Consider the following 2,914-nt stretch of genomic DNA (forward strand, 5'->3'; position numbering starts at 1 on the left):
CGCCGTAAAGCTCGGCGCAGAGGCTGTGGTGCTGCACTGCGGAAGGGTAGAGATGCCTGACGCAACCAGAGACCTTATCCGCCTTTACGTTGACGGCGAAGCGGATTCCAAAGAATTCAAAGACCTGCAGTCTTCCATGATCGATCAACGGCAGAAGCTTGCCGGTCCGCATTTTAAGAGCGCCTTAAAAAGCCTGAGGGAACTGGAACCTTTCGCGCGAAACCAGGGTGTGCGGTTGGGGATAGAAACCCGTTTTTATTACCGCGAGATCCCTTCCTTTGAGGAAATAGGCATCATCCTGGATGAATTCAGGGGCTCCAATATTTTCTACTGGCATGACACGGGCCACGCGCAATTCATGGACCACCTTGGTTTCCTGAAGCATAAAGAGCTCCTTGAGCGTTACGGAAACCGCCTGCTGGGGATACACCTGCATGATGTCATTGCCGCCAAAGACCACTATCCTCCCTCAACAGGAGAGATAGATTTCTCCTGGATCATGAGCTCCCTGCGGGAAGAGACGATCAAGGTCATTGAAGCGCATTATCCGGCGGCCCCGGCAGAGCTTACGCAGAGCAAAAAATACCTGGAGGGGCTCATACATGGGAAAAATTAACCTGCGCGCGCCTGCCGTTGCAGGCATGTTTTACCCCGCATCCAGCAGGCCGCTTAAAAGCCAGATCGAGGCATTCATGGAAGGCGCCCCTGCCCGCAAGGCAGAGGCGATAGCCTGCATGCTTCCGCATGCCGGCTATATGTATTCGGGGAATGTCGCCGTCAAGACCCTCTCACGGATAACCGTAAAAAACAAGGTCATCCTTATCGGCCCCAACCACACGGGGACAGGCAGCAGCTTCAGCATCGTTACCAAAGGCGCCTGGGAGACCCCGCTTGGAAAAACAGAGATCGACACCGTGCTTGCCTCACGGCTGCTCAAGACCTCCACACTCCTTAAAGAAGACGAATCGGCGCACGAGCGCGAACATTCCCTGGAGGTAGAGCTGCCGCTTTTGCAATATTTCAACCCCGCTGTCAGTATCGTGCCGATAGCGGTCATGTCCTCGGAAGTCCAGGACCTCAAAAATACGGGTAGCCTCATCGGAGAAACGATCAAAGAGGCGGGGCTGGCAAAAGAGGTATTGATCGTGGCAAGTTCGGACATGACGCATTACGAACCGGACAGGCAGGCGAGGGAAAAGGACAGGCAGGCGATCGAGGCGATCTGCCGGCTAGATGAAGACAGGCTGATCGAGCGCATTATGACACTGGGGATCACCATGTGCGGATGGGCCCCGGTTGTGATCATGCTTACGGCCGCAAAGAAGCTGGGGGCGACATCCGCGGCACTCAGCCTCTACCAGACAAGCGCGGAGACAACCGGAGACGAGGAGAGCGTAGTCGGCTATGCCGGCATAACCGTTCAATAAAACTATGGAAGACATACGCCAACCCGAAAAAAAGATCGATAGCAGCTGGAAAGAAAACACCGGTAAGGAAAAGGAAGGGGCCGAGCGCCAGGAGCAGTTCACTCCGCCTGAGCCGGACTTCAGCTTCTTTGTCACAACCCTTGCCATACAGGCCTCGATTTTCCTGGGGATCATGGAAAATCCGGCGACCGGGAAAAAGGCACAGGACCTCACCCAAGCCAAATTCATCATTGATACCCTGGCGATGATCGGGGAGAAGACAAAAGGCAACCTGAACGAAGAGGAAGCTGCGCTCCTTGAAAAGATGCTTTTTGAGCTCAGGACCGGCTACGTCCATATCGCCGAAAAGGACGCCCCGAAACCTTAAAGAGAAAAGGAGACGGTCATGATAGATAAAGAGCTTCTGGACATCCTCGCCTGCCCTGCCTGCAAAGGCGATGTTGAATTTAAAAACGAAAAGATACTCTGCAAAAAATGCGGGAAAAAATACCCGGTCAAAGACGGCATACCCGTCATGCTTATCGATGAAGCGGAATAAAGCCAAAAAGATCCTGGTCATCCACGGGCCGAACCTTAACCTTCTGGGGCAGCGGGAACCTGCCGTATACGGCAGGGTGACCCTTGAGCGCATCAATACCCTGATCAGGCAGGCTGCGCGCAAACTCGGGGCAAAGGTGGAGATCAGGCAATCCAATCACGAAGGCGCCATCGTTGATCTCATCGGAAAAAGCAAGGCCCGCTTCCACGGCCTGCTCATCAACCCCGCTGCCTACACGCATACAAGTGTAGCCATCCGCGATGCCATAGCCGCCTGCGGCATCCCGGCAGTAGAAGTGCACCTCTCCAATATCCATGCCCGCGAGGAATTCCGGCACAAATCCCTGATCACCCCCGTGGCAAAAGGAACCGTCATGGGGTTTGGAGCAAGTAGTTATACATTGGGACTGGCAGCGCTTGTAGATCTACTGGAATAAGCTAGCATAAATCCTGTTTAAATAACAAATTACAAATAACAAATAACAATAAATTTTCAATAACCAATGACCAAAATAACAAACATATGTTTGATTATTGTAATTTGATTATTGGATTTTTTTGTAATTTGTAATTTGTTATTTGTAATTTATCCTTACTTTCTATGCAAAGCCCAATCTCTCGTCTTCTTAACTCTCTTTCTTCCCTCAACCTGGATGCCATGCTGGTGTCTGACCCTGCCAATATAAGCTACCTGACAGGATTACGCAGCAGGGATGCCTGGCTCCTGGTGTCCCGCAAAGAAAGTTTTTATCTTACGGACGCCCGCTACACCGAAGAGGCGGCTTTAGGGCTTCACGGGATCACCCTGCGGAAAATTAAAAAGCCGCTTTTTGAAGAGCTTGCCTTGATCGCGCAAAGCAAAAGGCTCGCCAAGATAGGCTTTGAAGAACACCGGGTAACCTGGCTATTCCACAAAAAACTTCAGGAGAAGCTCAAAAATTCCCGTTCCC

Annotated in this window: 6 protein-coding genes; all 6 read left to right on the top strand. The window is 51.9% G+C overall.

The window, feature by feature from the left end:
• Positions 1-616: TIM barrel protein (locus WC490_08180; GenBank protein ID MFA5098575.1), on the top strand; the 616-nt coding region annotated here is incomplete at its 5' end.
• Positions 603-1,427 (top strand): AmmeMemoRadiSam system protein B, encoded by an 825-nt coding sequence (gene amrB, locus WC490_08185; protein MFA5098576.1) that lies wholly within the window; start codon positions 603-605, stop codon positions 1,425-1,427. The genes WC490_08180 and amrB, both read left to right, overlap by 14 nt.
• A gap of 4 nt (positions 1,428-1,431) precedes the next feature.
• Positions 1,432-1,794, top strand: a complete 363-nt coding sequence (locus tag WC490_08190; GenBank protein ID MFA5098577.1) for a DUF1844 domain-containing protein — start codon at positions 1,432-1,434, stop codon at positions 1,792-1,794.
• Between the two features lie 18 nt (positions 1,795-1,812).
• Positions 1,813-1,965 carry a Trm112 family protein gene (locus tag WC490_08195; GenBank protein ID MFA5098578.1) on the top strand — a complete coding sequence of 51 codons (153 nt, stop codon included), beginning with the start codon at positions 1,813-1,815 and terminating at the stop codon, positions 1,963-1,965.
• Positions 1,952-2,401, top strand: coding sequence for a type II 3-dehydroquinate dehydratase (aroQ, locus tag WC490_08200; protein ID MFA5098579.1), 450 nt, complete (start codon positions 1,952-1,954; stop codon positions 2,399-2,401). Before WC490_08195 ends, aroQ begins: the two co-directional genes overlap by 14 nt.
• Positions 2,402-2,565: 164 nt before the next feature.
• Positions 2,566-2,914 (top strand): aminopeptidase P family N-terminal domain-containing protein (locus tag WC490_08205; protein MFA5098580.1); only part of this gene is annotated, 349 nt, incomplete at its 3' end.

This window comes from Candidatus Margulisiibacteriota bacterium (assembly GCA_041650635.1).
Taxonomy (GTDB): Bacteria; Margulisbacteria; WOR-1; order JAKLHX01; family JBAZKV01; genus JBAZKV01.

What these genes read in the sequence shown, in the direction of transcription:
- amrB (MFA5098576.1), top strand. Translation starts at nt 603, where the DNA reads ATGGGAAAAATTAACCTGCGCGCGCCTGCCGTTGCAGGCATGTTTTAC.
- WC490_08190 (MFA5098577.1), top strand. Translation starts at nt 1,432, where the DNA reads ATGGAAGACATACGCCAACCCGAAAAAAAGATCGATAGCAGCTGGAAA.
- WC490_08195 (MFA5098578.1), top strand. Translation starts at nt 1,813, where the DNA reads ATGATAGATAAAGAGCTTCTGGACATCCTCGCCTGCCCTGCCTGCAAA.
- aroQ (MFA5098579.1), top strand. Translation starts at nt 1,952, where the DNA reads ATGAAGCGGAATAAAGCCAAAAAGATCCTGGTCATCCACGGGCCGAAC.